27 protein-coding genes are annotated in these 25,196 nt (G+C 69.8%); 14 read left to right on the top strand and 13 right to left on the bottom strand.

The annotated features are described in order from the left end of the window. Positions 1–72 precede the first annotated feature (72 nt). Positions 73–1,227, bottom strand: a complete 1,155-nt coding sequence (gene dusB / locus JEQ17_RS31420; protein ID WP_200398280.1) for a tRNA dihydrouridine synthase DusB — start codon at positions 1,225–1,227, stop codon at positions 73–75. Positions 1,228–1,352: 125 nt separating this feature from the next. On the opposite strand from dusB, the gene JEQ17_RS31415 reads away from it, so the two are divergent. Next, the gene (locus JEQ17_RS31415; protein ID WP_200398279.1) at positions 1,353–2,795 is read left to right on the top strand and encodes an MFS transporter; all 1,443 of its coding nucleotides are present in this window, start codon (positions 1,353–1,355) and stop codon (positions 2,793–2,795) included. Positions 2,796–2,942: 147 nt separating this feature from the next. On the opposite strand, the gene JEQ17_RS31410 is transcribed toward JEQ17_RS31415, so the two are convergent. Beyond that, positions 2,943–3,923, bottom strand: coding sequence for a helix-turn-helix transcriptional regulator (locus JEQ17_RS31410; protein WP_234048446.1), 981 nt, complete (start codon positions 3,921–3,923; stop codon positions 2,943–2,945). A 101-nt stretch (positions 3,924–4,024) separates the two neighbouring features. Between JEQ17_RS31410 and JEQ17_RS31405 the strand changes: the two genes are divergently transcribed. From JEQ17_RS31405 to JEQ17_RS31395, 3 genes are all read left to right on the top strand, one after another. Further along, entirely contained in the window at positions 4,025–5,452 is a 1,428-nt protein-coding gene (locus JEQ17_RS31405) for an MFS transporter (RefSeq protein WP_200398278.1), read from the top strand. Positions 5,453–5,571: 119 nt separating this feature from the next. Continuing rightward, positions 5,572–5,778, top strand: a complete 207-nt coding sequence (locus tag JEQ17_RS31400; RefSeq protein ID WP_200398277.1) for a hypothetical protein — start codon at positions 5,572–5,574, stop codon at positions 5,776–5,778. Positions 5,779–5,989: 211 nt separating this feature from the next. Then, positions 5,990–7,414: a cation:dicarboxylate symporter family transporter gene (locus JEQ17_RS31395; protein WP_200398276.1), complete on the top strand. Its 1,425-nt coding sequence runs from the start codon at positions 5,990–5,992 to the stop codon at positions 7,412–7,414. A 93-nt stretch (positions 7,415–7,507) separates the two neighbouring features. On the opposite strand, the gene JEQ17_RS31390 is transcribed toward JEQ17_RS31395, so the two are convergent. Beyond that, the gene (locus JEQ17_RS31390; RefSeq protein WP_200398275.1) at positions 7,508–8,434 is read right to left on the bottom strand and encodes a DUF4394 domain-containing protein; all 927 of its coding nucleotides are present in this window, start codon (positions 8,432–8,434) and stop codon (positions 7,508–7,510) included. A gap of 300 nt (positions 8,435–8,734) precedes the next feature. Then, positions 8,735–10,117, bottom strand: a complete 1,383-nt coding sequence (locus JEQ17_RS31385; RefSeq protein ID WP_200398274.1) for a glycine--tRNA ligase — start codon at positions 10,115–10,117, stop codon at positions 8,735–8,737. A gap of 284 nt (positions 10,118–10,401) precedes the next feature. On the opposite strand from JEQ17_RS31385, the gene JEQ17_RS31380 reads away from it, so the two are divergent. The 4 genes from JEQ17_RS31380 to JEQ17_RS31365 are packed head-to-tail and all read left to right on the top strand — an operon-like array spanning position 10,402 to position 13,577. Continuing rightward, positions 10,402–11,364, top strand: coding sequence for a metal ABC transporter substrate-binding protein (locus JEQ17_RS31380; RefSeq protein WP_200398273.1), 963 nt, complete (start codon positions 10,402–10,404; stop codon positions 11,362–11,364). Positions 11,365–11,386: 22 nt separating this feature from the next. Then, positions 11,387–12,184, top strand: coding sequence for a metal ABC transporter ATP-binding protein (locus JEQ17_RS31375; RefSeq protein WP_200398272.1), 798 nt, complete (start codon positions 11,387–11,389; stop codon positions 12,182–12,184). 5 nt (positions 12,185–12,189) lie between these two features. Beyond that, complete coding sequence (locus JEQ17_RS31370; protein WP_200398271.1) at positions 12,190–13,104, top strand: metal ABC transporter permease; 915 nt, start codon at positions 12,190–12,192, stop codon at positions 13,102–13,104. A gap of 59 nt (positions 13,105–13,163) precedes the next feature. Then, the gene (locus JEQ17_RS31365; protein ID WP_200398270.1) at positions 13,164–13,577 is read left to right on the top strand and encodes a Fur family transcriptional regulator; all 414 of its coding nucleotides are present in this window, start codon (positions 13,164–13,166) and stop codon (positions 13,575–13,577) included. A 219-nt stretch (positions 13,578–13,796) separates the two neighbouring features. Here the strand turns inward: JEQ17_RS31365 and JEQ17_RS31360 are convergent, their stop codons facing one another. The 5 genes from JEQ17_RS31360 to JEQ17_RS31340 all read right to left on the bottom strand — a co-directional run bounded on the left by JEQ17_RS31360 (position 13,797) and on the right by JEQ17_RS31340 (position 16,573). Further along, positions 13,797–14,648 (bottom strand): isoprenyl transferase, encoded by an 852-nt coding sequence (locus JEQ17_RS31360; RefSeq protein WP_200398269.1) that lies wholly within the window; start codon positions 14,646–14,648, stop codon positions 13,797–13,799. A gap of 66 nt (positions 14,649–14,714) precedes the next feature. Then, positions 14,715–15,461, bottom strand: a complete 747-nt coding sequence (recO, locus tag JEQ17_RS31355; protein ID WP_200398268.1) for a DNA repair protein RecO — start codon at positions 15,459–15,461, stop codon at positions 14,715–14,717. Between the two features lie 22 nt (positions 15,462–15,483). Then, entirely contained in the window at positions 15,484–16,098 is a 615-nt protein-coding gene (locus JEQ17_RS31350) for a DUF1266 domain-containing protein (protein ID WP_200398267.1), read from the bottom strand. Between the two features lie 35 nt (positions 16,099–16,133). Beyond that, positions 16,134–16,349: a hypothetical protein gene (locus JEQ17_RS31345; RefSeq protein WP_055613418.1), complete on the bottom strand. Its 216-nt coding sequence runs from the start codon at positions 16,347–16,349 to the stop codon at positions 16,134–16,136. Then, entirely contained in the window at positions 16,346–16,573 is a 228-nt protein-coding gene (locus JEQ17_RS31340) for a hypothetical protein (RefSeq protein ID WP_189838536.1), read from the bottom strand. The genes JEQ17_RS31345 and JEQ17_RS31340 overlap by 4 nt, the downstream gene beginning before the upstream one ends. Positions 16,574–16,700: 127 nt before the next feature. Between JEQ17_RS31340 and JEQ17_RS31335 the strand changes: the two genes are divergently transcribed. Both JEQ17_RS31335 and JEQ17_RS31330 read left to right on the top strand, forming a co-directional pair. After that, positions 16,701–17,534, top strand: coding sequence for a helix-turn-helix domain-containing protein (locus JEQ17_RS31335; RefSeq protein ID WP_200398266.1), 834 nt, complete (start codon positions 16,701–16,703; stop codon positions 17,532–17,534). Further along, positions 17,516–17,710, top strand: coding sequence for a DUF397 domain-containing protein (locus JEQ17_RS31330; protein ID WP_200398265.1), 195 nt, complete (start codon positions 17,516–17,518; stop codon positions 17,708–17,710). The genes JEQ17_RS31335 and JEQ17_RS31330 overlap by 19 nt, the downstream gene beginning before the upstream one ends. A 3-nt stretch (positions 17,711–17,713) precedes the next feature. On the opposite strand, the gene JEQ17_RS31325 is transcribed toward JEQ17_RS31330, so the two are convergent. Further along, positions 17,714–18,577 carry a hypothetical protein gene (locus JEQ17_RS31325; protein WP_200398264.1) on the bottom strand — a complete coding sequence of 288 codons (864 nt, stop codon included), beginning with the start codon at positions 18,575–18,577 and terminating at the stop codon, positions 17,714–17,716. Between the two features lie 299 nt (positions 18,578–18,876). Between JEQ17_RS31325 and JEQ17_RS31320 the strand changes: the two genes are divergently transcribed. Beyond that, positions 18,877–19,857, top strand: coding sequence for a winged helix-turn-helix domain-containing protein (locus JEQ17_RS31320; protein ID WP_200398263.1), 981 nt, complete (start codon positions 18,877–18,879; stop codon positions 19,855–19,857). A gap of 195 nt (positions 19,858–20,052) precedes the next feature. Continuing rightward, positions 20,053–21,009, top strand: coding sequence for a serine protein kinase RIO (locus JEQ17_RS31315; protein ID WP_200398262.1), 957 nt, complete (start codon positions 20,053–20,055; stop codon positions 21,007–21,009). 76 nt (positions 21,010–21,085) lie between these two features. Here the strand turns inward: JEQ17_RS31315 and JEQ17_RS31310 are convergent, their stop codons facing one another. Together JEQ17_RS31310 and JEQ17_RS31305 are read right to left on the bottom strand one after the other, a co-directional pair. Further along, entirely contained in the window at positions 21,086–21,556 is a 471-nt protein-coding gene (locus JEQ17_RS31310; RefSeq protein WP_200398261.1) for a peptidoglycan-binding domain-containing protein, read from the bottom strand. Positions 21,557–21,662: 106 nt separating this feature from the next. After that, the gene (locus JEQ17_RS31305) at positions 21,663–23,063 is read right to left on the bottom strand and encodes an MFS transporter (RefSeq protein ID WP_200398260.1); all 1,401 of its coding nucleotides are present in this window, start codon (positions 23,061–23,063) and stop codon (positions 21,663–21,665) included. 56 nt (positions 23,064–23,119) lie between these two features. Here JEQ17_RS31305 and JEQ17_RS31300 point away from each other — a divergent pair, with 56 nt between their 5' ends. Then, positions 23,120–23,755 (top strand): CGNR zinc finger domain-containing protein, encoded by a 636-nt coding sequence (locus tag JEQ17_RS31300; protein ID WP_200398259.1) that lies wholly within the window; start codon positions 23,120–23,122, stop codon positions 23,753–23,755. A gap of 11 nt (positions 23,756–23,766) precedes the next feature. On the opposite strand, the gene JEQ17_RS31295 is transcribed toward JEQ17_RS31300, so the two are convergent. Continuing rightward, positions 23,767–24,567, bottom strand: coding sequence for an AraC family transcriptional regulator (locus JEQ17_RS31295; RefSeq protein ID WP_200398258.1), 801 nt, complete (start codon positions 24,565–24,567; stop codon positions 23,767–23,769). A 55-nt stretch (positions 24,568–24,622) separates the two neighbouring features. Here JEQ17_RS31295 and JEQ17_RS31290 point away from each other — a divergent pair, with 55 nt between their 5' ends. Further along, complete coding sequence (locus tag JEQ17_RS31290) at positions 24,623–25,195, top strand: class I SAM-dependent methyltransferase (RefSeq protein ID WP_200398257.1); 573 nt, start codon at positions 24,623–24,625, stop codon at positions 25,193–25,195. Position 25,196 lies beyond the last annotated feature (1 nt).

The following is a 25,196-nucleotide window of genomic DNA, read 5'->3' as shown; positions in this document are numbered from 1 at the left end:
CCAGGGGCGCAGCCCCGCTTTTAGGGGCGCGGGGAACTGCGCGAGCAACCCCCACGCACCCGCACCGAACCCTCAACCCCCGGACGTGTCCAGCTCCGCGTCCTCGCTGATGCCGGCGCAGTCGTAAGGGTCCTTGAGCCAACCGTCCGGCAGGACAACCCTGTTGTTGCCGGACGTGCGGCCACGGGGCCCGTCGGCGCCGGTCGGCCACGGCTGGTCCAACTCCAACTCCTCCAGCCCCTCGGAGAGTTCGGCCAGTGACGACGTGATCGCAAGGCGCTTGCGCATCTCGGAGCCGACCGCGAAACCCTTCAGGTACCAGGCCACGTGCTTGCGGAAGTCGATGACTCCGCGCGCCTCGTCACCGATCCACTCCCCGAGGAGGGTCGCGTGGCGGACCATCACGCCCGCCACCTCCCGGAGGGTCGGACGCGCGTACTCACCCCCGCGCCCCTCGAACGCGGCCACCAGATCGCCGAAGAGCCACGGACGCCCCAGGCACCCCCGCCCGACGACCACCCCGTCGCAGCCGGTCTCCCGGACCATCCGCAGCGCGTCGTCGGCGGACCAGATGTCGCCGTTGCCGAGCACGGGAATCTCCGGCACATGCTCCTTGAGCCGGGCGATGGCCTCCCAGTCGGCGGTGCCGCCGTAGTGCTGGGCGGCGGTGCGGCCGTGCAGGGCGATCGAGGTCACGCCCTCCTCGACGGCGATCCGCCCGGCGTCGAGGTACGTGATGTGGTCGTCGTCGATGCCCTTGCGCATCTTCATCGTGACGGGGAGGTCGCCCGCCCCGGACACCGCCTCGCGGAGGATCGCCCGCAGCAGGTGCCGCTTGTACGGCAGCGCGGACCCGCCGCCCTTGCGCGTGACCTTCGGGACCGGGCAGCCGAAGTTCAGGTCGATGTGGTCGGCGAGGCCCTCCTCCGCGATCATGCGGACGGCCTTGCCGACGGTCGCGGGGTCGACCCCGTACAACTGGATCGAGCGCGGGGTCTCCGACGCGTCGAAGTGGATCAGCTGCATCGTCTTCTCGTTGCGCTCGACCAGCGCCCGAGTCGTGATCATCTCGCTGACGAACAGGCCCTTGCCCCCGCTGAACTCCCTGCACAGCGTGCGGAACGGCGCGTTCGTGATCCCGGCCATGGGCGCGAGGACGACGGGCGGCTGGACGGTGTGCGGACCGATCCGCAGGGCGGAGTTCAGCGTGGATGTGGGCGTGGACATTCCCCCATTGTCCCGTACGCCGACCGGTGCCACGAAAGCCACCCGTGCCCGCGGTCGGCCGGCCCGGTCCACCGGCTCCGTTCATTAGTTAGGCACACTACCGAAGCGGGCGTATCCTGGTCGGCATGCCCGAGCTCAGCCACCGTCGTCGCATGCTGGTGCTCGCGATCTGCTGTATGAGCCTGCTGATCGTGAGCCTCGACGTCACCATCCTCAATGTCGCCCTGCCCGCCATGCAGAAGGACCTGGACGCGAGCCTGGCGGGCATGCAGTGGACGATCGACGCCTACACCCTGGTGCTCGCCGCGCTGCTGATGCTCGCCGGTTCGACGGCGGACCGTATCGGCCGCAAGAGGGTCTTCATGGCCGGCGTGGTCGTCTTCACGATCGGCTCGGTCCTCTGCTCGCTCGCGCCCAACCTCGAATCGCTCGTCGTCTTCCGCATGATCCAGGCGGTCGGCGGCTCGATGCTCAACCCGGTCGCGATGTCGATCATCACCAACACCTTCACGGACCCGCGCGAGCGTGCCCGCGCGATCGGGGTCTGGGGCGGCGTGGTCGGCATATCCATGGCCGCGGGCCCGCTGGTCGGCGGCCTCCTCGTGGACTCGGTCGGCTGGCGCTCGATCTTCTGGATCAACCTGCCGGTGGGCCTGACCGCGCTTCTGCTCACACTCCGGTACGTGCCCGAGTCCCGCGCCCCGAAGGCCCGCCGCCCGGACCCGGTCGGCCAGTTCCTGGTGATCGCGCTGCTCGCCTCCCTCACGTACGCGATCATCGAGGCGCCCTCCTCCGCCGTCGGCCAGACCCTCGCCTTCGGCGGTATCGCGCTGACCGCGCTCGTCACCCTTCTCTGGTACGAGCCCCGCCGCGACGAACCCCTCATCGATCTGCGCTTCTTCCGCTCGGCGCCCTTCAGCGGGGCCACGGTCGTGGCGGTCAGCGCGTTCGCGGCACTCGGCGGCTTCCTCTTCCTCTCGACGCTCTACCTCCAGAACGTCCGCGGCCTGGACGCCCTCCACGCGGGCCTGTGGATGCTGCCGATGGCGGTCATGACCTTCGTCTGCGCGCCCCTGTCCGGGCGGCTGGTCGGCAACCGCGGCCCCCGCCTGTCACTTCTCATCGCGGGGACGGCGATGACCGCGAGCGGTGTGCTCTTCGCCGGTTTCGAGGCCGAGACGGAGAACGTGACCCTCGTCATCGGGTACTTCCTCTTCGGTCTGGGCTTCGGTTTCGTCAACGCCCCGATCACCAACACCGCCGTCTCCGGCATGCCGCGCGCCCAGGCCGGGGTGGCCGCGGCCGTCGCCTCCACGAGCCGTCAGATCGGCCAGACGCTGGGCGTCGCCGTGATCGGCGCGGTCCTCGCCTCCGGCGTCGGTTCCTCCTCCTACCGGGACACGTTCGTCTCCGCGGCCCGCCCCGCCTGGTGGATCATCGCCGCGTGCGGTCTGGCGGTGCTGGTGCTTGGCGCCCTCACCAGTGGGGCCTGGGCCCGGCGCACGGCCGAGCGCACGGCTTTGCGACTGGAGTCGCCGGAGATCAAGGAGTCGGCAGGGGTCGTGTGAACGTGCGGCCCGTGGGGGTTGAGCGCGCAGTTCCCCGCGCCCCTAAAAGATAAAAGCCAGGGGCGCAGCCCGCTTTTAGGGGCGCGGGGAACTGCGCGAGCAACCCCCACGCACCCGCAGCAGACACTCAACCCGCGCCACAATCACTCAACCCCGCTCCACAGCAATCGCATGCAGCTTCTCCAGCCGCTCCCGCGACTCCTCGTCCGCCGGTGCGTACGTGACCATCCGCGGCCCCTCCCCCGGACCGAGCCACAGATCGGTGTGGACCAGGGTCAACCGCCCCACGTACTGGTTGTCGAAGAACTTGGTCTTGCTGCGCGAGCCGACGACCTCATGCCGCTCCCACACCTCACGGAACTCCTCCGACTCCGCCCGCAGCCGCTTGAGCAGCATCTTCCAGGCGGGGTCGGCGAGATGCCCGGCCATCGAGGCCCGGAACTTGGCGGCCATCAGCCGGATCGACTCGTCGAGCATCACGATCGACGAACGCCACTGCTCGTTCGTCGTGATGAGGACCATGCAGTTGCGGTCCTCGGCCGGCACCTCGTCGAGGTCGCAGAGCAGACGCCCGTACGTGCGGTTGTACGCGAGGACGTCGTACCGGCTGTTCTGGATGCAGGCCGGCAGAGGCTCCAGCTGCTCCAGCGTCTGCAACAGCGCCGGAGTGATCGTCGGGCAGCGCGAGGCCGGGGTGGGATCGACGGCACCGGCCAGCTGGAAGAGGTGGGCGCGCTCGTTCTGGTCGAGCATCAGCGTGCGGGCGAGGGCGTCGAGGACCTGCACGGAGACCTGGATGTCCCGGGCCTGTTCGAGCCACGTGTACCAGGTGACGCCGACCGCGGAGAGGTGTGCGACCTCCTCCCGGCGCAGACCCGGCGTGCGCCGACGGCGGCCGCGCGGCAGGCCCACCTGCTCGGGCGTGAGGTGCTCGCGACGGTGCCGCAGGAAGGCGGCGAGCTCATGACGCCGGATGTCCGACTCGCGCGAGGCCCCGCTCTCCGACTCACGCACGCTCTCGGGCTCACGCGCGGGCGCGCCCTGAGCCTGGGCCTCGCGCCCCCGCACCCCGGTGGACCCGGTCGCCCCGTTCCCCCGTACCGCCGTTTCCTCGGTCATGGTCGTCATGCCTCCAGCGTGCCGCCGCCCGGACCCTGTTTCCAGGTACTCCTTGTAACAGGATAAGGAGACTCTGGTACCAGTCTGAGAGGGGGAGCACGCTCGACAGCGTGACCGAAACCCTCTCCTCCCGTACCGTCCGCTCGCCCGTCGCCCCACCCGTGCTCGGCGGGCTCGGGCTGTTCACCGTGCTGCTCGGCGCGGCGCTGCCCCTCATCGACTTCTTCATCGTGAATGTCGCCCTGCCCACGATCGGCCACGACCTGGCCGCGGGCGACGCGGTCCTGGAACTCGTCGTCGCCGGATACGGAGTCGCGTACGCCGTGCTCCTCGTCCTCGGCGGCCGGCTCGGCGACATGTTCGGCCGACGCCGGCTGTTCCTCGGCGGCATGATCGCCTTCGGGCTGACCTCGCTGGCGTGCGGGCTCGCGCCGAGCGCGTGGACGCTCGTCGCGGCGCGCGTCGCACAGGGCGCGGCGTCGGCGGCGATGCTCCCGCAGGTCCTCGCCACCATCCAGTCGGCGACCGCGGGCCCGCGCCGCGCCAAGGCGATGGGCCTGTACGGCGCCACGGCCGGGCTCTCCATGGTGGCCGGGCAGATCCTCGGTGGCGTCCTGGTGGCGGCGGACATCGCGGGCACCGGCTGGCGCGCGGTCTTCCTGGTGAACGTGCCGGTCGTGCTGGTGGGCCTCTTCCTGGCCGCCAAGGCCGTGCCCGAGACCCGCTCGCAGCACCCCGCGCCGGTGGACGGCCCCGGTACGGTCCTGCTGGCCATCGCCCTGGTGTCCCTGCTCGCCCCGCTGACCGAGGGCCGGGCGTCGGGCTGGCCCCTGTGGACGTGGGTGTCCTTGGCGGTGTTCCCGGTCGCGGCGACGGCCTTCTATCTCGTCGAGCGGCGGGCGGAGCGTCTGGGCCGCACCCCGCTGGTCCCGCCGAGTCTGTTCTCGAACCTCCCCCTGCGCCGGGGCCTGGTGATGATCCTCCCCTTCTCGATCGGCTTCAGCGGCTTCATGTTCGTCATCGCGGTGGCGCTGCAGCAGGGAGTCACCCTGAGTCCGGTCCGCGCGGGCCTCACCCTGGCGCCGATGGCGGTGTCCTTCTTCGTGGTCTCGCTCCTGGGCCCGCGGCTGGTGGCCCGGTGGGGCACGCGCGTGGTGACCGCGGGCGGCCTGGTCCAGGCGGTCGGCGTGGCCGTCCTCGCCCTCACGGTGTGGAGCTCCTGGCCCCACGTCGGCGGTCTCGAACTCTGGCCCGGCGTGGTCATCGCGGGTGCCGGTCAGGCCCTCCAACTGCCCATCCTTTTCCGCGTGATCCTCTCCGAGGTGCCCCCGGCCCGCGCCGGCGTGGGCAGCGGCGTCATGATCACGGCCCAGCAGTCCGCCCTTGCTCTGGGCGTGGCCACCCTCGGCACCCTCTTCCTCACCCTCACCCCGGGCCACGGCATGCGGGACGCCCTGGTCACGACGCTTCTCGTCCAGCTCGCCGGGGTCGCCCTGACCACCGGACTGAGCCTGCGACTGCCTCGCACCATCGCGTGAACACACGGAACAGTGCGCGGAATTCGCACACAACTCACCACAGTTGTGTCCCTGTTGATGTTGTTCTTGCTGCACACTCCTTAGCGCGCGCAAGCAAAGCGCGACCACCAGGAGGCGTCATGCTGCAGATCAACACCAGCAAGGTGAGCCGCTGGGACCAGCACGGCCGCGAGCACATCGTCCGAGTCCAACGCTCGGGCGTGCAGCGGACGATCAGATGCGACACCTGCGGCTGGCGGAAGGCCGCCCAGTTCCTGCCCTGGCTGAAGGCCGAGGAGCATCTCGCGGAGGCGCATCAGGCGACAGTGGATCCGTCGGAAGGCTGAGGGAGCACCGGCCGGCACGGTCACAGCGCGGCGCGGCGGGGGTCCACCCGGACCCCCGCCGTGCCGCGCTCTCCGTTTTTTGGAGCAACATCCAAGATTTGGCCCGATCCGCGGCCGGGTTCTTCTGTGGATCACACGAGCGGGGCATAGTGACGACGGTCACCATGCGGAAGTTCTTTTCCGTATGACAGAAGTCGCTTGGAGGAACACCGTGCCACCGTCTGTACCGTCCCTGCCGCGACGCGCCGTCCGCAAGCTGCGGACCTCGCTGTTCGCGCAGGTCGCCTGCGCACTCGTCCTCGGAATCCTCGTCGGAAAGCTGTGGCCGGACATCGCCACGGCCGCCCAGCCCCTCGGCGACGGGTTCATCCGGCTCATCAAGGCGGTGATCTCGCCCCTGGTGTTCTGCGTGGTGGTCGTCGGCATCACCAAGGCCGGTGATCTCAAGGCGTTCGGACGGATCGGACTCAAGGCCCTGATCTGGTTCGAGGTCGCGACCACGTTCGCCCTGCTGTTCGGGCTGGTCGCCGGGAACCTCGTCCAGCCCGGCGCCGGTATGAACGTCGACCCGTCGAAGCTGGACGCCTCGGCGGTCGACGAGAAGACCGGTGGCGGCTCGCTGCCCTCGACCAGCGAGTTCATCCTGCACTCCCTGCCCGACAGCGCGGTCGGCGCCTTCGCCGAGAACTCGCTGCTGCAGGTACTGGTGCTGGCCTGTCTGACCGGTGCCGCGGTGCTCCACCTCGGCCACACCAAGGTGCCCGCGATCCTGCCCGCCGTCCAGCAGGCCCAGGAGATCGTCTTCGCGATCGTCGGCTTCGTCATGAAGCTCGCCCCGCTCGCGGTCTTCGGCGCCACGGCCCACCTGGTCGGTCAGTACGGGGTCGGCGTGATGTCCACGTACGGCAAGCTCATCCTCGTCTGTTACGCGACCGCGCTGATCTTCCTGCTGCTGCTCGCCGTCGCCCTCAAGGCGGTCGCCGGTGTCAGCCTGTGGAAGTTCGTCCGCTACACCCGCGAGGAGATGCTGCTCGCACTAGGCACCGCGTCCAGCGAGACCGTCATGCCCCGCATGATGCAGAAGCTCCGCCACGCCGGCTGCCGCGACGACGCCGTGGGCCTGGTCCTGCCGACCGGGTACTCCTTCAACCTCGACGGCGCCTCGATCTACCTCTCCGTCGGCACCCTCTTCATCGCCCAGGCCGTCGGCGTGGACCTCTCCCTGGGCCAGCAGATCACCGTCGTACTGATCCTGATGCTGACCAGCAAGGGCATGGCGGGCGTACCGGGTTCGGCGTTCCTCGCCCTGTCCGCGACCGCCTCCGCGCTCGGGGTCATCCCCGTGGGAGCCGTCGCCCTGCTCCTCGGCGTGGACCGCATCATGGACTCGATGCGCGTCGCCACCAATCTGCTCGGCAACTGCGTCGCCGTCTTCGCCGTCTCCCGCTGGGAGGGTGCCCTGGACTCGGCACGTGCCAGGAAGGTGCTCGACGGCGAACTCCCGTTCGTGGAGGAGGAGCAGGAGGAGCCGCGGAAGGCGGCGGTGAGCGCCCCGACACCCGTCACCGAGGGCGGGAACGCCCTCCCCTCCCAGCCCACGGAACTCACCAAGCAGCCCGCCACCGAAGGAAGTTGACCGGGCAGAACAGAACGGGTGGCGGCCGACGGACCTCACGGTCCGCCGACCACCACCCGTCAACTGCCGCCTTTCACAAGCCAGTTGCTGCCGTCACCCCTGGTTCAACGGCAGCGCCACATCCACCACCTGACGCCCGTGCGGGAACGCGCCCAGCGAAGTCAGCTTCCCCGTCAGCAGGTTGACCCGGAACGACTTGTTGCCCGTCACCGCGTAACCAGTGTTGGTCCCGTTCCGCGCCGAACTGTAGATGTCGAACCCGGAGTTCAGGGGCGCGTCCACGCCCAGCTTGCCCGTCGGCGCGAGGTTGCCCGCATTGGCGGGCGACTGCACCGACACCTGGTCCAGCGTGGTGTCGAGGTCGAACAGGGTGGTGGCCGTCGTCGCGTCGAGGTCGTTGTTCGTGTACGCGGCCCCGGTCACACCGAGTGCGGTGGCACCCGGGTTCGGCGGCACCGGCGGGTTGGTGAGATTGCCGTCGACGGCCGTGGTGCCGGGAGCCGGTGCGCCCGCCGGGTCGTCGAGGTTGTGGCGGAGGTTCTGGCCGGTGTCGCTGATGACCCGGAGCCGGTTGGCGGCCGGGTTGAAGTCGACGCCGAAGGCCTTGCCCTGGAGGGCCACGCTGAGCTGCGAGACCTTGGTGGCGCGGGCGCCCGCCTCACGGATCGTGTAGATGCCGCCCTGGTCCCCGACGGCGTACAGCTTGTTGTTCTGGACGCGGTAGTCGATACCGATCAGCGTCCGGTCGCCCTTGAGCCCGGCGACCTTGCCGAGCGGCACCGCGGCACCGGGCCGGTCGACGCGGAACAGAACCAGCCGCTGGTCCGCCGTGAGCCCGACGGCCCGCAGCCCGCTGGGCGCGAGCGCCTCCGGCAGAGAGCCCCCACCACCCTTGGCCTCGATCCCGGACCCGGAGGCCCCCTTCTCCGCCGACCCGCCGAGCGCCCCGGCACCGACGGCACCGACCGTCCCGAGCGCCACCGCCATCGCCAGTACGCCCATGACTGCTTGCTTGCGCATCCGTACCCCCGTGAAGGTGCCGGCCCGCCCCCTGCGGACCGTCTGCCCCCTCCTTCGGAACCCCCCGCCCCCCGGATTGCAAAAACCCCGGTTCCATTACATCCGTTACGGACGTGACAGAACCGGGGCATTTGAGAGGGGCCCACGCCTCTTCTCCGGAGACGCGGGCCCCCATTGCTTCAGGCCCGGGGCGAACCGCCTGCTTTGGCTTTCAGGGGCGCGGGGAACTGCGCGACAAGCCACGACGAACCCGCAGCCGGCAGCCAGGACCAGCCACGCAGACGCCCACCCGCGAACGAACTAGCAACCGATGAGGCGGCTGGCCAGGTACCCCTCGATCTGGTCCAGCGACACGCGCTCCTGCTTCATCGAGTCCCGCTCACGAACCGTCACCGCGTTGTCGTCGAGCGTGTCGAAGTCCACCGTCACACAGAACGGCGTACCGATCTCGTCCTGCCGCCGGTAACGACGACCGATGGCCCCGGCGTCATCGAAGTCGATGTTCCAGTTCTGACGAAGCGCGGAGGCAAGCCCCTTCGCCTTCGGCGACAGCTCGGGGTTCCGCGAAAGCGGAAGCACGGCGACCTTCACCGGCGAAAGGCGCGGGTCGAGCCGCAGAACGGTCCGCTTCTCCATCTTGCCCTTGGCGTTGGGCGCCTCGTCCTCGACGTAGGCGTCCAGGAGGAACGCCAGCATCGCGCGGCCGACACCGGCCGCGGGCTCGATGACGTACGGAGTCCAGCGCTCGCCGGCCTCCTGGTCGAAGTAGGAGAGGTCCTGGCCGGAGGCCTTGGAGTGCGCGGAGAGGTCGTAGTCCGTGCGGTTGGCGACGCCCTCCAGCTCACCCCACTCGTTGCCGCCGAACTGGAAGCGGTACTCGATGTCGGCGGTGCGCTTGGAGTAGTGCGAGAGCTTCTCGGCCGGGTGGTCGTACCAGCGCATGTTCTCCTCGCGGAGGCCCAGGCCGGTGTACCAGTTCCAGCGCTCCTGCATCCAGAACTCCTGCCACTTCTCGTCCTCGCCCGGCTTGACGAAGAACTCCATCTCCATCTGCTCGAACTCGCGGGTGCGGAAGATGAAGTTGCCGGGCGTGATCTCGTTGCGGAAGGACTTGCCCATCTGCGCGATGCCGAACGGCGGCTTCTTGCGCGAGGTCTGCTGGACCTGGGCGAAGTTGGTGAAAATACCCTGCGCGGTCTCGGGGCGCAGGTAGGCGACGGAGCCGCTGTCCTGAGTGGGGCCGAGGTGCGTGGAGAGCAGGCCGGAGAACTGCTTGGGCTCGGTGAACTGGCCCTTGTTGCCGCAGTGCGGGCAGTTGACGTCCGCGAGGCCGTTCTCGGGCTGCTTGCCGTGCTTGGCCTCGTACGCCTCTTCAAGGTGGTCGGCGCGGAAGCGCTTGTGACACGAGGTGCACTCGGTGAGCGGGTCGGTGAAGGTGGCGACGTGACCGGAGGCCACCCAGACCTCCGTCGCCAGGATCACGGACGAGTCGATACCGACGACGTCCTCGCGCGACGTCACCATGTAGCGCCACCACTGGCGCTTGATGTTCTCCTTGAGCTCGACACCCAGCGGCCCGTAGTCCCAGGCGGCTCGCTGGCCGCCGTAGATCTCACTGCACGGGTAGACGAAGCCACGGCGCTTGCTCAGGCTGACGATGGTGTCGATCTTGTCGGCGGCCACGGTGCTCTCTTCATTACGACGACGGGCGAAAATTGACTGGTGCGGCGCGAAGCGCCTCGATGAGGGGTGGTGGTCGGGAGACGGGCGGGCGGTTGCTTCACAGCGATGCTTCAGAGCGAATGCTTCAGATTACCGGCGGCCCCGCCCCCCGGATCAAATCGGTTGGGGTCCTGGCCACCCACCGTCCCCACCTCCCCCGTCACACCCCTCCCATACCGGGATGAAGCCCAGATCACAAGGCGCGTTATTGACAACCGTTTCCAGACTTGTTGAAAATGGGTGTCATGAACGTACGACGACGTCTTGTAACCGGCACCGCGGTCACCGCGGCCACCGCCCTGGGTCTCGGGCTCCTCTCCGCCTGCTCGTCCGAGTCCAACGCGGCCGACGGCAACAGCGGGAAGCTCGACGTCGTGGCGTCGTTCTACCCGTTGCAGTTCATAGCCGAGCGAATAGGCGGCGACCACGTCAGTGTGAGCACGCTGACCGAGCCCGGCCAGGAGCCGCACGACCTGGAGATCAGCGCCAAGCAGACCGCGCAGCTCCAGGAGTCGGACGTGGCCCTCTATCTGAAGAACCTCCAGCCCTCCGTCGACGACGCGGTCGCCCAGTCCGAGATCAAGACGAAGATCGACGCGGCCACCCTCACCAGCCTGGAGAAGCACGGCAACGAGGTCGGCGGCCACGCGGCCGAGCACGACGACCACGAGGGCGAGGAAGGCGCCGGCGAGGACCCGCACATCTGGCTCGACCCTGTGAAGTACGCCGAGGTCGCCGAGGGTGTGGGCAAGGCCTTCGAGAAGGCCGACCCGGACAACGCGGCGGACTACAAGAAGAACACCGCGGCCCTGGTGAAGAAGCTGGACGGCCTCAACACACAGTTCGAGGACGGCCTCAAGAACACCAGGACGAAGGTCTTCATCACCACGCACGCCGCCTTCGGCTATCTCGCCGAGCGCTACGGCCTCACCGAGGAGGCCATCAACGGCCTGGACCCGGAGAGCGAGCCCAGCGCCAACCGCGTCAAGGACCTTGAGAAGATGGCCAAGGCCGACGGCGTCTCCACGGTCTTCTACGAGACCCTCGTCAGCGACAAGACCGCGAAGACCATCGCCGCGGACGCGGACCTCAAGACCGATGTGCTCGACCCGATCGAGGGCATCACGAAGAAGTCCCGCGGCGACGACTACTTCCAGGTGATGGAGTCCAACCTCAAGGCGCTGCAGTCGGCACTGGGCGCGAAGTGACCAACCCCCGGAGGGTGGCGGCATGAAGGACGGCGGCACGAGGGACGAGCCCGGCGCGTCGGCTGTCATATCCCTGCGCGGTGTGACGGCCGAGCTCGGCTCGCGCCCCGTCCTGCGCGGTATCGACCTCACCGTGAACCGCGGTGAGGTCGTCGCGCTGCTCGGCGCCAACGGCTCCGGCAAGTCGACGGCCGTCCGTACGGTCATCGGTCAGGTCCCGGTGACCGCCGGTGAGGTCGAGCTGTTCGGCACCCCGCGGCGCCGCTTCCGCGACTGGTCGCGCGTGGGTTACGTACCGCAGCGCACGACCGCCGCCGGCGGGGTGCCCGCGACGGTGACCGAGGTGGTGTCCTCCGGGCGGCTGTCCCGTGCCCGCTTCGGTGTCCTGCGCAAGGCCGACCGCGAGGCGGTCCAGCGGGCCATCGCCCTGGTCGGCCTCGCGGACCGTGCCAAGGACTCGGTGAACGCGCTGTCCGGCGGGCAGCACCAGCGCGTACTCATCGCCCGTGCCCTCGCCGCCGGGCCCGAGCTGCTGATCATGGACGAGCCGATGGCGGGCGTGGACCTGGCCAGCCAGGAGGTTCTCGCGGAGACCCTGCGCGAGCAGGTCGCCCAGGGCACCTCCGTCCTGCTCGTCCTGCACGAACTGGGACCGCTGGAGCCGCTGATCAACCGCGCGGTCGTGCTGCGCGACGGCTGCGTCATGCACGACGGCCCGCCCCCGCAGGCGCTCGGCCAGCACGCGCTGCCCGGCCACGACCACGTACATCCCCACGCGGCTCACGACGCCGAACCGATCCGGACGGGACTGCTGAGCTGATCGCCATGAACCTCGAAATCCTCGATTACGCCTTCATGCAGCGGGCCCTGCTCGCCGCGGTCCTCGTCGGCATCACCGCGCCCGCCGTCGGCATCTACCTCGTGCAGCGCCGCCAGGCCCTGCTGGGCGACGGCATCGGCCATGTCGCGATGACCGGCGTCGGCCTCGGCTTCCTGCTCTCCTGGTCCCCGGTGTGGATGGCCACGGCCGTCTCCGTGGTCGGCGCGATCCTGATGGAACTGATCCGCTGGTACGGGAAGACGCGCGGCGACATCGCGCTGGCGATGCTCTTCTACGGGGGCATGGCGGGCGGTGTGATGTTCATCAACCTCGCGCCCGGCGGCTCCAACGCCAACCTGACCTCGTATCTCTTCGGCTCGCTCTCCACGGTGTCGGAGGAGGACGTGACGGCGATCTGCCTCCTGGCCGCCTTCGTCGTGCTCGTGACGGTCGGGCTGCGGCGGCAGCTGTTCGCGGTGAGCCAGGACGAGGAGTTCGCGCGGGTCACCGGGCTGCCGGTGCGCGCCCTGAACCTGCTCACGGCCGTCACCGCGGCGGTCACCGTCACGGTTGCCATGCGGGTCGTCGGCCTGCTGCTGGTCTCCGCGCTGATGGTGGTGCCGGTGGCCGCCGCGCAGCAGCTCAGCCGCAGTTTCGCCGCCACCTTCGCGATCTCCGTGGCCATCGGCGTCAGCGTGACGATCGGCGGCACGGCGACCTCGTACTACCAGGACGTGCCGCCCGGCGCGACGATCGTCCTGCTGACCATCGGCGTGTTCATCCTGCTCACGGCGTTGGCGACACCACTGGCCCGGCGCAGGGCGCGGGCCGCCGCGCAGGCCGCGGCCCAGGAGGCCGGCGATCCGGCGGAGTGCGCGATTCCGGCCACGCGCACACCCCCCGGAAAGGTCGGCGTCTGACTGCGCCCTGTCCGGGCTGGCACAATGGCCCGGCAAGCCGCAGACGTTTGGAGGCAACGGTGACGACCGCTGGACCGCCCGTTCGGGGCCGTTCCACCCGGCAGCGTGCCGCCGTGGCGGCGGCGCTCGACGAGGTGGACGAGTTCCGCAGCGCCCAGGACCTGCACGACATGCTCAAGCACAAGGGCGACTCCGTCGGGCTGACCACGGTGTACCGCACGCTGCAGTCCCTTGCCGACGCGGGCGAGGTCGATGTTCTGCGCACGTCGGACGGCGAGTCCGTGTACCGCCGCTGTGCGAGCGGCGACCACCATCACCACCTGGTGTGCCGGGTGTGCGGCAAGGCTGTCGAGGTGGAGGGGCCCGCTGTCGAGAAGTGGGCGGAGGCCATCGCCTCGGAGCACGGCTATGTGAACGTGGCTCACACGGTGGAGATCTTCGGAACCTGCGCGGAGTGCGCTGCGCGCGGCTAGGGGTAAGTCCGGCCGGTTTTCGACTGCCGGCCGGTGGGGGTTGTTCGCGCAGTTCCCCGCGCCCCCAAAAGGGGCGCGGGGAACTGCGCAATCTTTGAGGCGCGGCAGGGACGGCGCGGACTTCAGGGGCGCGGGGAACTGCGCAGTCTTTTGGGGGCGCGGGGAACTGCGCGAACAACCCCCACCGGGCCGCACCTTCAACAAATCGCTCAGGCTCGCTCAGGCCCCTTCGGGGCGCCCCCGCATGCCCTCTTCCATCGCCAGAAGGTCCTCGTTCGGGACGGCTCCGCCGAAGCGGCGGTCCCGCGACGCGTACTCCACGCACGCACGCCACAGATCGCGCCGGTCGAAGTCGGGCCACAGGACGTCCTGGAAGACCATCTCGGCATAACTGGACTGCCAGATCAGGTAGTTGGAGGTGCGCTGCTCCCCGCTCGGGCGCAGGAACAGATCGACATCCGGCATGTCCGGGTAGTAGAGGTACTTCTGGATGGTCTTCTCGGTGACCTTGTCCGGGTCGAGCTTCCCGGCGGCGACATCCGCGGCCAACGCCTTCGCCGCGTCGGCGAGTTCGGCGCGACCGCCGTAGTTGACGCAGAAGTACAACGTCATCGCGTCGTTCTTCTGCGTCTGCTCCTGGGCGATCTGGAGTTCCTGGACGACGGACTTCCACAGCTTGGGCATGCGGCCGACCCAGCGGATCCGGATGCCGAGCTCGTCCATCTCGTCGCGGCGGCGCCGGATGACGTCTTTGTTGAAGTTCATCAGGAAGCGGACCTCCTCGGGCGACCGCTTCCAGTTCTCCGTCGAGAAGGCGTACAGCGAGAGGTTCTTGACGCCCAGCTCCAGACACCCCTTGAGGACGTCCATGACGACGCCCTCTCCGACCCGGTGCCCCTCGGTGCGCGGCAGCCCGCGCTCCTTGGCCCAGCGGCCGTTCCCGTCCATCACGCACGCCACGTGGTTCGGGATCAGCTCGCCGGGCAGCTTGGGCGAGCGGGCGCCGGACGGGTGCGGCTCCGGCGTCTTGTACTCGCGGCGCTGGCGCCCCAGGATCCCGCGTACCACCATGTGCTTCTCGTCTCCTCTTGCGTGACGTGCCTACGGGTACTTCTCTGCTGGTACTTCTCTGCTTGCCTATTTCTCCACGTACCGCAGCGAGCGCAGTCCGCGCTCCAGGTGCCAGTGCAGATAGGCCGACACCAGACCGCTGCCCTCCCGGACGTACCGCGACTCGCAGGCGTCCGCGGTCGCCCAGTCCCCCGTCAGCAGTGCGCCGAGCAGTTCGAGGGCCCCCGCCGAGGGTACGACGCTGCCGGGCACCCGGCAGTCGACGCAGACGGAACCTCCCGCGGCGACCGAGAAGAACCGATTCGGTCCCGGCATGCCGCACTTCGCGCAGTCGTTGAAGCTCGGCGCGTAGCCGTTGACGGCGAGGGAGCGCAGCAGGAAGGCGTCGAGGATGAGGTGCGGCTCGTGCTCGCCCTGCGCGAGCGTCCGCAGCCCGCCCACCAGCAGCAGATACTGCTGCACGGCCGGCTCGCCCTCGTGGTCGGTGAACCGCTCGGCGGTCTCCAGCATGGCCGTCCCGGCGGTGTACCGCGCGTAGTCGGCGACGATCCCGCCACCGTACGGAGCGATCGTCTCGCTCTGCGTGCACAGGGGCAGCCCGCGGCCGATCAGCTCGCTCCCGCGTGCGAAGAACTGCACGTCGACGTGGGAGAAGGGTTCGAGCCGCGCCCCGAACTTCGACTTGGTCCGCCGGACGCCCCGAGCGACGGCCCGCACGCGCCCGTGACCGCGAGTGAGCAGCGTGATGATGCGGTCCGCCTCACCCAGCTTCTGGGTGCGCAGGACAACGCCGTCGTCGCGGAACAGGCTCATGGGCCCATTCTCGCGTACGGAGTCAGCGGGTGCGGTCGGGGTGGCTGATCGCGTGCCAGGGCGCCATGTTCCAGGGGCTGGCCCGGTTCGCGGGGTCCAGCAGGGACTTCAGATGGGCGTCCGAGACGGCCTGCGGGGCGGGTGCGTCCGGGGTGCCCACAAGATTGTCCCGCCAGACCATCCTGCCGAGCAGATAGTGCTCGGCGTACTCGTTCCAGGAGGCGTACGACCTCACCACCGCCGGCACGATGTTCTTCAGCGCGGTCCACGCGTCGGCCTCGCCGAGCATCCCGCACGCGAAGCCGCGGCGGGTGATGTCGACGTACAGACCCGCGTCCCACGCCAGGGGCTCGACGCCGAGCCGCCGCCGGGCGCCGGCGCGGTAGCCGGTCCGGGCGAGGCCGTCGAGCCGGCCGACCAGTTCGTCACGCGAGGTGATCTCCCACTGGTCGGCCAGCCAGCGCCCGGCCTTGTCGTCGTCGATGCGGGTGAACGGGTACAGGGTCGTCCGTGAGGCGTCCCGGTCACGGTTCACCGGCGCGCTGAGCGACACCATCCACAACTGGTGCATGGTGAGCGGAACGGGGTACTTGCGCGCGGCCTTCCGCCTGCGACGTTTCCATATCCATATCGCCATGGCGCAGCACCCTATGACAGGCCGCTTCGGGCGTTTCAGGGGACCTCGCCACGGCTGCGTGCGTTGGCGTACGCGGTCGCCGCGCTGAGACGTTCCGCCGCGGTGGCTCCCCGGACGGTGTCCGGTGCGCAGTCCCACTCCTTGCCGCCGCCGTACGGCCTGAGCTGTACGTAGGGTCCCTCGTGCCCCATCACCACGCCCACCCTTCCGGTCCTCGTGTCGACGACGTACGTCCCGACCTTCGGCTTCATCCCAGCACCGCCGCGAGTCGCGCCGCCGTCTCGACGGAACACCGCCCCAATTCGACGAGCGGACAAGGGGCCTCCCGCGCCAAACTTGCCGGGTCGATCCCCAGTGTCGGCAACTTAATTCCTGCCGTTGCCAGTGCCGCGCGCAATTCCTTCACCGTTTCCTCCGCTTGTTCGACACACGCCGCCGAGTGCTGTGCGCCGTGGCCGATCCCGTCAGCCTTCACCGTGTTCCCCTTTCCAATTGGGTTTCACGCTTTTCATCTCCACGGTGACGCTTGCCGCTTAGACTTTGGAAGACCTCTACGCTCAGCAACGTCGGTGCAGTACACGGCAGTACAAGGGGGCTTGGCCATGGCCAATGGTTCGCGGCAGGCTGCTTGGGAGTTCTTCGGGACGGAGCTGAAGAGGCGCCGCGAGGATGCCGGGTTAACCCAAGTGGACTTGGGTCATCGCGTTTTTGTGTCGGGCGGCTACATCGGGCAATTCGAACAGGCCATTCGGAAACCGCAGTTGGATGTGGCGAAGAGGATCGACGAGATCCTACAAACCGACGGCTTTTTCGAGCGCCTCTGGCGAAAGCTCATCGATGACCGACGGTATGCGGAGTATTTCGCGGAGGTTGTGGAGCTGGAACGGACGGCGACGAAGATCTCCACGTTCGCGCCGACGCTGGTGCCGGGCCTATTGCAGACACCGGCATACACCCGCGCGGTGATGCTGGCGGGCAACCCGTTCGTCACCGACGAGTACATCAAGGAGAAGGTGACAGCTCGCAGGGAGCGGGCGCAGCTGCTGGACGGCACTACAAAGCCCGAGTATTGGTCGATCCTGCACGAGCACGTCTTGAAGATCCCGGTCGGCGGCGCCGAGGTGATGGCCGAGCAACTCGACCACATCGCCCAACTGGTCCACCGGCGGGCAGTCCTGGTGCAGGTGCTGCCGTACTCAGTGGGGGCGTACCCCCTCATGGGCCGCATGGTGCAGCTCATGGAGTTCGAGGACGCGCCGCCAACTGCCTATACAGAAGCGGTGTATTCAGGGAACCTGCTGGACGACCCGGCCCTGGTTAAGCGGGTGCAGGGGACATACGATCTGCTCAGGGCCGCCGCGCTGCCGCCGGAGGCGTCCCAGGCCCTGATCGAATCGGCGGCGGAGGACCACAGACGATGCGCGAGTACGACCTGAGCAACACCTGCTGGCGCAAGAGCACCTACAGCGACGACAACGGCGGCGAATGCCTCGAAGTAGCCGACGGAGTCCCCGGTGTCGTGCCCGTGCGGGACAGCAAGGTCGCGGATGGGCCCGTCCTGCTGGTCGGTGCCGACGCGTGGCTCGCCTTTGTCGGGGGGCTCGGGCGGTGAACGTCAGCCGGTGAGGGCGACGTACAGTCCGACCGCCCAGACCAGCGTGGCGACCAGGCCGCAGACGACAAGGAAGAGTGTCCAGCCGGCGTGGTTGAAGGTGAGAGGGCCCGTTGCCCTGCTCGGGTCGAGCGGGTCGTAGGTGACATCGAGCCGTCCCACCCCTGTCGTAATGCCGCCCACCGAGCTGCGCGACTCGACCCGCGTGAAGTCCGTCCCGTCGGCCGTCCGGTAGCTGAGCCGCTGGAAGTAGAAGACGTTGCCCCCGAACCCCCGTACCGTCCCCTCGCTGCGGCCGGAGACGGTGATGCCACGGCGGCGCAGGACGACGAGATCGCGTATCAGGCGGACCCAACAGAAGTAGAGGAGACCCAGGCCGCCGGGCCCCAGCCAGCCGAAGGCCAGGATCACCGGACCGACGTCGCCCGCGCCGTACCGCCCGATGAGCAGGAGCACGACGGCGTAGGCGGCGGCCGCGATGCCGATCATGAGGCCGCGGTGAGCCCCTGGGCTCATACTCGGCTGCCGGGTGTCCACGAGGACCAGCGCGTGTCCGTCGGGCACGGCGGTCGTGGTGGCCAGGGCCCGTTGGAGCAACTCGGTGAAGGCCCGGGCCGCGTGGGCGTTGCGGGACGGTATCGAAACACCCGCGCCGAGCCCGTGGCGTGCGGCGCCGGGGTCCCCGCTCAGGTCGATGCGTACGTCGCCGGCGGGCGTCAACTCGGCGGCCCGCAGGGCGCGTACGGGTACGGTCCAGATGGTGGCCCCTTGGACGAGCCGGAGCCGCTGCCCGTCGAACCGCGCCGTGATGCCGCCGCCGGTCAGCACGATCTCGTTCGTTCCGTCTCTTGATGATCTGTCTGACATGGCCGGATCGTAGCGGCGGAGGCGGTTCGCGGCGCCGGGATTCCGGGGGTCGGCGGCGCGGAGCCGACGGAGCGGGACAGCGCCGGGCTCGTGCCGGTGGTGTGGCGAAGTCGCGGCCCCCTCCCCCGCGTGGGGCCGCGACGGTGCCGGCCTCGGACTGCCCGGCGCTGTCACCACTCAGCGTGCGGGGTGGAGGTGTGCAGAGCAACGTTTTCGAAGCTCGTCTAAAAGCGCAGGCGCGCCGACAGTGCGGGGCGTGGTGACATGGCGGTGGGACCACGTGGCCGGGGGAGGGATCTGTGGCGGAGTCGAGGGTTCGGCTGGGGCAGGTCGATCAGCTGAAGGTCGAGGTCGCGTTCCGGCCGGGTACGACGATCGTCTCCCTGCTGGTCGATGCCCTGGGCGGCCGTCCGCAGGGCGTGCTCCCGCATGTGCGGCGAACCGTCCGCGCCGGACTGCCGCGGGAGGCAGCCCAGTTGCTGCCCCCGCTGTTCGTACCGGGGGTGTCGCCCATACCGGACTGGCTGTCGATGGACACGGCGGGCTCGGACCAGGAGATCCGCGAAGCGCTGGCGCGGATGCGTGACCTGTCGGCCGACACCGTGCTGGAGGGGATCGACTTCACGTTCGGCGGGCGGATACCGGCCCGGTGGGAGCCGGCGCTGCGCGACCCCCGTCGACTCGCGGCGACCTTCGCGGACGCGCTGGACGCCGTCCGGACGACGTGCGCACCGGCGCTGCGGCGGACGCGGGCCGTCTACGAACGGGAGGCCGAACGCGTAGGGACCGCCTCGGTGACGGGGCAGATCGGGATCGTCCTGTCCCAGCTCAACGCGCTGTGGAGGCTGGACGGCGACGATCTCGTCTACAACGGCGGCCGGATCGGCGACCATGCCCTCGGCGACCGGCGCTTCCTCCTGGTCCCCCTGCTGTCCGGCACCAACGCCTCCATCTTCAGCCTCGACACCCCGCACAGCGTCTCGCTCGGCTACCCGGCCCGAGGGCTGGCGCTGGCCTGGACCGGGCAGGAGCCACCGGCGGAGTCCCCCGACGCGCTGAGCCACGTCGCCGGCCGGGTCCGGGCAAGGATCCTCCGCTACCTGACCCACCGCCCGACCGTGAGCGAAACGGCCGCCCACCTCAACTGCGCCCCCGCAACGGTCACTTACCACTGCCACCAACTGGAGGACGCCGGCCTCCTCGTCCGCGAACGCCGAGGCCAGTCCGTCAGAATGACCCTCACCCCACGCGGCGAGGCCCTGGTCGAGCTCCTGACGTAGCAGGACTCCGTTACCGCTGGGGTCGCTCGACGTGGGCCGGATTTATTCGGTTGCCGGTCTCCCTGTTCGCGCCTCACCATGGGCGGGAAACCGGGAGCTGCCCGGTGCTCCACGAGAGGAGGCACGACGTGACCACGACTGTCGTCGGCCTGTCCGCAGACCGCCTCTCTCTCGCCTCATGGAGTACCTCCAGCGATGTCTCACGACGATCTCTCGCAGCACCCTCAGCACCCGGCATTTCCTGACGACCCGGCATTCCCTGACGGCTTCGTCACCGACCCCTACCACCGCGTTCCGCCGCCGGACGACCTCGGCGACGTCGACGAACGGTTCGTCTTCGACTTCCGTTCCTACGACGACCTCGGGGACGGCCAGCGCTGGTCGACCTGGCTCAGCGTCGAACCCCTCTGCCGAGGCCCCGAGCCGCTCCCCGACTGGGTGGTGACCTCGCAGGGCGCGATCGACACCGAGCTCGGCGTCCTCAAGACCGGCAAGGAAGCCGACGTCCACCTCGTCGAGCGCGCCGACCCGCTCGACCCCGCCGCCGGTGTGGTCATGGCGGCCAAGCGGTACCGCTCCCCCGAGCACCGGGCCTTCCACCGCTCCGCGTCCTACACCGAGGGCCGCTCGATGAAGCGCTCACGCGACGAGCGGGCCATCAAGCGGAAAAGCACCTTCGGCCGGCAGGTCGCGGCCGGCGAGTGGGCCGTGTCCGAGTGGGGCGCGCTGGTGCGGCTCTGGAACCTCGGGCTGCCGGTCCCCTACCCGGTCCAGATCGACGGCACCGAGATCCTGATGGAGTGGATCACCGTCGTCGACGAGGACGACGCCGTCCGGACCGCGCCCCGGCTCGCCCAGACCCGGCCCTCACCCGAGCTGCTGGCGGCGTACTTCGAGCAGCTCACCGACGCGCTCGCGACGATGGTGCAGAACGGCCTCGTGCACGGCGACCTCTCGGCGTACAACATCCTGGCCGCGGGCGAGCGGCTGGTCGTCATCGACCTGCCACAGATCGTCGACCTGGTCGGCAACCTCAACGGGATGACCTTCCTCCAGCGCGACTGCGCCAACATCTGCGGCTGGTTCCGCTCGCGGGGCCTCGACGTCGACGAGCACGCGCTGTTCGCGGAACTGATGGCGCACGCCTTCTGAACCGGCCGGTCGTGTCGGCCGACCAACCGGCCGGCCGACACGACGGAGTGCGAGCAGACGAACGGGGTCCTCTAGCTCAGCACGACGCGGCACACCATGCGGCGAACCTCTTGAAGGAGACCGTGGCGCGGGGGCCCCAGACTCCGTCGAACGGGCCGGGGTAGCCGTAGTCCGCCGCCAGGAAAGCCAGCAATGCCCTGTCGGTGCCGACCCCGGGGACTCCGTCGATCGGACCGGGGTACCCCCAGTCCGCCTGGAGGAAGCGCTGTATCGCCTTCCAGCTCTCGGTGCCCAACTGGCCGTTGAGCGGGCCGGGGTAGCCCCAGTTGTCCATCAGCCAGCACTGGACGTTCCTGGCCTCCCCCGTGGACAGACCGTGGTTGTCCACCGCGAGCGGGCTGACTGCCTCGGCGCTCGCCGCCGGCTCCGTGGTCGGCTTGGCAGCCACTTCGGTCGCCGCGAAACCGCTGCTCGCCCCCGCGAGACTGCCGATCAGGATCCCGGCAACCGCGGTGGCGCTGACTAACGTGCGCGTCAAAGTCCGCATGTGTTTCCCCCTTTTCGGATTTCCGACTGGTACGAACCCATGTTCCCGGACCTCCGCCACCGCTGTCATGCTCATACAAGCCTGCTGACACAACGCAGGTCGGAGCTCACGATCCCGAGGAAAAAGCTCTGCTCCCCCGGCCGAGAGCGAACCCGTGGAAGCTCAGGCCCGCGACGAGTTGAACCCCCGCGGCCGTCAGAAGCGCGGTCGACAGTGAGTGCGTCGCGAGCGGGCCCGCGACGGCCGCGCCGAGCGCGAAGCCGGTGATCTTGAGGCTGGCGCCCGTCGTGAAGACCTGGCTGCGCAGGCGTTCCGGGGACTCCCGGTGCCGGATCGCCAACAGCGCGGCGAGTTGCGGGCCTTCACCCGCGCCCGCCGTCAGCGCCGCCGCGATGACCAGCACGGGGTGGCCCGTCGCGGACAGCACGAGCGCGAGCGCCAGGACCAGCGTGCTGCCCCAGATGATCGTGTCCGGCGCGATGGCTCGGGGACGGCGTGCGAGTACGGCATTGGCGGCGAGGGCCGAGACCGCCGTACAGGACAGGAACAGCGTGCCGTCGGCGGCCGAACCGAAGGCCCGCTCCCCGAGCAGCGGGGTACACGTGATCAGCATGCCCAGGCCCGCGCAGGAGACGACCGAGGCGAGGGTGGCCCGGGCCAACGGTCGGGTGCGGGTGATGCAGCGGATACCGGCGACGAGGTCGCCGGTCACGGACGGGGACGGGGACGGGGGCTCGGGCTCGGGCTCGGGCTCGGGCTCGGGCTCGGGCTCGGGCTCGGGCTCGGGCTCGGGCTCGGGCTCGGGCTCGGGCTCGGGCTCGGGCTCGGGCTCGGGCTCGGGCTCGGGCTCGGGCGGCGGGACCTTATCCCGACCCCAGCCCAGGTCGCGGTCCCGATCCCAGCCCCGGTCGCGGTCCCGCTCGCCGTACCGACCCCGGCCCCGGCCCCGACCCCCCGGCAGCATCCAAGCCGCAGGCACAGCCAAGGCAATCAACGCCACCGAAGCCACCACAGCAGCCGGTGCCCCGAAGAGATGCGCGAGCGCTCCCGCAAGCGCCGGGCCGACCAGACTCGCCAGGCTGAACGTCATCGCGTCGAGCGCGTTCGCACGCGGCAGCCGCTCGCGGGGTACGACCCCGGGGAGTTGGGCGGTCCAGCCGCCGGACAGGGCCGGCCCGAGGAGCCCCGTGAACACGGCGATCAGGACCGTGAGTTCCAAGGGAAGCCGGCCGAGGCTCAGGAGGATCGCCACCAGGCCCGTCCCGTAGAGGGCGAGGGCCCGGGCCAGCAGGCGGCCCGGCCTCGGGGACCTGTCGAGGAGCACTCCGAGCAGCGGGCCGCCGACCGCCGCCGAGACCGTGATGCCTGCCAGCAGCGCCGACGCCTCCGTGGCCGACCCTCCGACCGCGTAGCCCGCCAGCAACAGCGCGGGACCGGACATCTCGTCGCCCGCCCGCGCCGCTGCCGCCCCGGCGAGGAAGGACCCCATCACGTAACGCCTCTTCATCGGAACGACGTTACGTACGTAACTCAAACCTGCGCAATATGCGTTACATTCGGCCCATGGCAGCCACCTCCGACGACTGGTCGACCCGGCACTCCGTCCTGTCCAACGCCCGGCGCACCGCGGCCCTGATCAACGCCCTGTCCGGTACGGGCGACCGGCAGCCAAAGCCCAAAGCAGCGACCGACGCGGCCAATACGCTCGCCGACGCGGTCGCCGATGCAGTCGCCGAAGTACTGCGGGAGTACGGCGAGTCGGAGCCCGTCGAGCTCGCCGCGGACGACGTCGTACGGATGCGTGCGGCCGCCCTCCTCCTCCGTGAGGTCTTCGCCGCCGAGGACGTCGACGCCGCCGCGGCCGCCCTCAACCGCCTGCTGGCGGAACAGACCGGACCGCTGCGGCTGACCTCGCACGGCGGCGGCACTCCGTGGCACCCCCACCTCGACAGCCACGACGACGCCCCCTGGGACGAGTGGTTCCTGACCTCGTCCTGTCTGGCGCTGACCGTCCTCCTCTGGGACCACCAGCGCCCGCCCGGCGGCCTCTGCGCCTCCCCCGCCTGCCGGAACGTCTACATCACCTCGGGCCCGGGCCCGGCCCGCCGCTACTGCTCCCGGCGCTGTGCCACACGCGAGCGCGTCGCGGCCCACCGCCGGGGACAGCGGACGCCGGACACCGGTTCCGGTGACTCGTAGTACGCGGGCCTTCAGTCGTGGACCGGGAAGTACTGCCGGGGCGTGACCCCCACGATCCGCCGGAACGCCGCCACGAACGAACTGGCGGAGGCGTATCCCACCCGCCGGGCCACCGCCTCCGTCGTCAGCCCCTCGGCGAGCAGCGGCATCGCGGTCTGCATGCGCAGGCGTTCGCGCCACTGGCCGAAGGCGAGGCCCGTCTCGGCGACGAAGAGCCGGGCCAGCGTACGGGCGCTCGCACCGACCTCCCTGCCCCAGTCCTCCAACGCGCGCCCGTCGGCGGGGTGTTGGGCGAGCGCCCGGGCCACCGCCCGCGTCCTGGGATCCCGCGGCTCGGTCACGGACACGCTCGTCACCGGTACCGGACGCAGCACGTCGAGGAGTACGGCCTCGGCCCGCGACCGGGCGTCCGGGGCGAGGTCCCTGCGCACGAGGTGGTCGACGAGTGCCCGGAGCAGCGGGTCCACTCCCACCACCGTGGGCTCGGTCCATGTGATCTCCGGACACGCCGCCGGGTTCACGTACGGAGTCCGCATGACGGCGTCGCCCTCCGCCTCCGTCGTATGGGCCAGCCCGGCAGGGATCCACAGCGCCAGCGACGGCGGCAGCAGCCAGGCGCCGCGCTCGCTGGTCACCCGCAGCAACCCCTTTGCGGCCCAGGCGAGTTGGTGGAACGTATGCCAGTGCCGACCGAACGCGCTGCCTCTCGGCATCGCGAAGTGCCCGATGAAGATCGCGGTGGCCGGCTGTCCGGCCGACCGGCCCACCAGCCGTCCGTCCGGCTGTCCGTCTGGCTGTCCGTCTGGCGACATGAGACGGCAGCGTAGCCCGTGTCGGACACCGCCGCCCCGCTCGTACCGTCGCCTCATGCCGATGAACCGAGCACACCGCCGACTGTGCAGCTCCGAGAAGTGGGCCCTGACGACCAGGGACCACATCCTCCCCTGGACCCTGAAGGACGTGCCCCTCGGTGACGACGTACTGGAGATCGGTCCGGGCTACGGCGCGAATCTGCGCGTACTGATCGAGCAGGTCCCCCGTGTCACCGCCGTCGAGATCGACGAAGGCACCGCCGCCCTGCTGGAGGGGAAGTGGGGCGACCGGGCCACGATCCTGCACGCCGACGGAGCCGCGATGCCGCTGCCGGACGAGAGCTTCTCCTCGGTCGTCTGCTTCGTGATGCTCCACCACGTGCCGACGGCCGCCCAGCAGGACCGGATCTTCGCGGAGGCACACCGCGTGCTGCGCCCCGGCGGTGTCTTCGCCGGGTGCGACAGCCAGCCGAGTCTCCGGTTCCGGCTGCTGCACTTCCGGGACACGATGAACACGGTGGATCCGGCCGGCCTCCCGGACCGGCTCGCGAAGGCGGGCTTCGCGGACGTGTCGGTGGACCGGCACCCCGACTCCGGTGCCGTCCGTTTCCGCGCGACCCGCCCATGAA

Origin of the sequence: Streptomyces liliifuscus, assembly GCF_016598615.1 — a bacterium.
Lineage (GTDB): Bacteria > Actinomycetota > Actinomycetes > Streptomycetales > Streptomycetaceae > Streptomyces > Streptomyces liliifuscus.
This window is presented reverse-complemented; position numbering and strand designations above follow the sequence as displayed.